The organism is Micromonospora sp. NPDC047753, assembly GCF_040642735.1.
GTDB lineage: Bacteria > Actinomycetota > Actinomycetes > Mycobacteriales > Micromonosporaceae > Micromonospora.
Window position 1 is genome coordinate 1 of the sequence record NZ_JBEYSL010000784.1, and the last position, 2,021, is coordinate 2,021.

3 protein-coding genes are annotated in these 2,021 nt (G+C 70.3%); all 3 read left to right on the top strand.

The genetic code is table 11. The annotated features are described in order from the left end of the window. The first annotated feature begins 9 nt into the window (after window positions 1-9). The 3 genes from ABZ749_RS34495 to ABZ749_RS34505 all read left to right on the top strand — a co-directional run bounded on the left by ABZ749_RS34495 (window position 10) and on the right by ABZ749_RS34505 (window position 1,975). Complete coding sequence (locus tag ABZ749_RS34495) at window positions 10-555, top strand: hypothetical protein (RefSeq protein ID WP_357235446.1); 546 nt, start codon at window positions 10-12, stop codon at window positions 553-555. 131 nt (window positions 556-686) lie between these two features. Then, complete coding sequence (locus ABZ749_RS34500) at window positions 687-1,028, top strand: PadR family transcriptional regulator (RefSeq protein WP_124862757.1); 342 nt, start codon at window positions 687-689, stop codon at window positions 1,026-1,028. Beyond that, complete coding sequence (locus ABZ749_RS34505) at window positions 1,025-1,975, top strand: permease prefix domain 1-containing protein (protein ID WP_357235443.1); 951 nt, start codon at window positions 1,025-1,027, stop codon at window positions 1,973-1,975. Before ABZ749_RS34500 ends, ABZ749_RS34505 begins: the two co-directional genes overlap by 4 nt. Window positions 1,976-2,021: the final 46 nt, after the last annotated feature.

Consider the following 2,021-nt stretch of genomic DNA (forward strand, 5'->3'; position numbering starts at 1 on the left):
GTTGGAGCGGTGGGGGAGGGCTCAGCCCTCGAAGACGCCGGGGCGCCCCTGGCCGGCGGCGCGACGCCCGCCTCGGCCCGTGGTCCGCTCGCCGTCGCCGTCGGGCACAGCCACCCGCAGGTGCTCAGCGTCGACGGCGTCGGCGTGTACCGCATCGGCGCCAGCCTGGCCGCGCTCACCGCGAACGGGCACATCGACTGGACCGCGCCGGCCTGCGGCACTGTGGTGCACGCCGGCGCGACCGGTTCCTGGGCGGGCGTGATCCTGCTGGCCTTCCGTGACGGGCGGCTGGTGGAGGTCGGTACGGCCACCGCGCCGCCGCGGTCCCCCGCCGGCGCGACTGTCGGCATGTCCTTCGACGAGTTGGAGGCGATCTACGGCCGGCGGGGGTCGCTGATCCGCAACGACGCGGGGGACGCCGAGGCGTACCTGGTCCGGGTGGGGTCGCGGGTGGAGCTGTTCACCGGGCACCCGATCCGGCCGGGGGTGGGCTACTTCCAGGTCGGCCCGGCCAGCTTCGTCGAGCGGAACTTCCGGCAGGGCGTTTGCTGCTGACTTTTCCCAGGTACGGGGCGTCCGGTGTCGACCGGGCGCCCCGTACGTCGTATCGACTCGAGACGGAGGTTGGGCGGACACGATGATATCGGCGTAGACAACACTGTGTGCCACACAGTATGGTGTGACACATGGTTAGCGAGGACGTTCTACGGACGCACCTACAGGAGTTGCGTCGAGGCACCGTCGTGGTGGCCAGCCTGGTCGCGCTGCGCCGACCGGACTACGGCTACGCACTGCTGCAACGGCTCAGCGACCACGGCTTCCCGGTCGACGCCAACACCCTCTACCCGTTGCTGCGCCGCCTGGAGGACCAGGGGCTGCTGACCAGCGAGTGGAACACCGAAGAGAGCCGACCCCGCAAGTTCTACCGGACCAGCGACGAGGGCGAGTCGATGCTGAACCGGCTCCTCGACGACCTCGCCGCCGTGCAGACCTCCATCACCGGGCTGATCCAAGGAGTGGAACGATGAACACCCTGACCGACCGCTACCTCGCCGCCACCCTGCGATCGGTGCCCGCCCAGCGCCGCGACGAGATCGCCAACGAGCTGCGGGCCTCCATCGACGACATGATCGAGGGCCGGACCGATGGCGGGCAGGACGCCACCACCGCCGAGCGGGAGGTGCTCACCGAGCTGGGCAACCCCGACGTGCTGGCCGCCCGGTACGCCGACCGCCGGTTGCAGCTCATCGGCCCGACCTACTACCTGCTCTGGCTGCGGCTGCTGAAGCTGCTGCTCAGCTTCATCCCGGCGCTCGTCGGCACGGTCGTCACGGTGGTCGAGGCGGCGGAAGGAAAGGGTTTCGGCGCCATCGGGCCCGGCATCGTCGCGGCAATGCAGGTGGCGGTGCAGATCGCCTTCTGGCTCACAGTGACCTTCGCCATCATCGAGCGCACCCAGACGGCCGTGGACCTGCCGGAGTGGACCGTCGACCAGTTGCCCGACGCGCCGGTACGACGAGGCATCCCCCTCGCCGACACCATCGCATCCGTGATCATGTTGGTGCTGACCATCGCGTACCTGCCGCTACAGCACTACCACTCCTGGGTGAGCGACACCGACGGCGAGAACATCGCGATCCTCGACCCGGCCCTGTGGTCGTTCTGGCTGCCGGCGCTGATCGGCGTGCTGGCACTCAGTGTGGTCTTCGAGGTCGTGAAGTACCGGATCGACCGCTGGACCTGGGCCCTGTTCGGCACGAAGGTGCTGCTCGACCTGGCGTTCGCGGTGCCGCTGGCCTGGCTCGCGCTCTCCGACCGCCTGCTCAACCCGGCCCTGGCCGAGCGCCTGACCTGGGTGGCGGAGGCCGACAACCGGGACGGCATCGGCCTGGCCATCGCCGTGGGCGCAGCCGCGATCGTGGTCTGGGACCTGATCGACACGGCCCGGAAGACCCGCGAGCAGACGACCGCGTGAGCGACAACACCAGAGACGGCGGCCCGGCGCGTACCCCGCGCCGGGC